Source organism: Octadecabacter dasysiphoniae, assembly GCF_021532615.1.
GTDB classification, from domain to species: Bacteria; Pseudomonadota; Alphaproteobacteria; order Rhodobacterales; family Rhodobacteraceae; genus Octadecabacter; species Octadecabacter dasysiphoniae.
Genome location: NZ_JAKGAQ010000039.1, coordinates 1 through 238, shown reverse-complemented (window position 1 = coordinate 238; position 238 = coordinate 1). Strand labels below are relative to the sequence as shown.

Genomic DNA, 238 nt, shown 5'->3' with positions numbered 1-238 from the left:
ACGTGATCGGCGGTCAGGATGTCGGGGCTGACATCGGTCAGGAACACCACCGTGTCGCCGTCCAGATCGATCCGCGTGTCGTGGCCACCGGGGCCGTTTGCACTGACAACCGCCGAGAACTCGGCGAAATCGGTGAACCCAAAGTCGCTCACATCCAGCCGGTCGCCCTCGGCGCCGTCGAAATCAATTACCGTGGTGGACCCGTCGAGGTTGCGGAACGTCATGATGTCGGCGCCCT

The 238-nt window shown here is 63.4% G+C and carries 1 protein-coding gene; it reads right to left on the bottom strand.

Going from position 1 to position 238, the window contains the following annotated elements; genetic code table 11:
* On the bottom strand, nt 1-238 hold a 238-nt coding region (locus L0664_RS18525), incomplete at both ends, for a hypothetical protein (protein WP_235227388.1).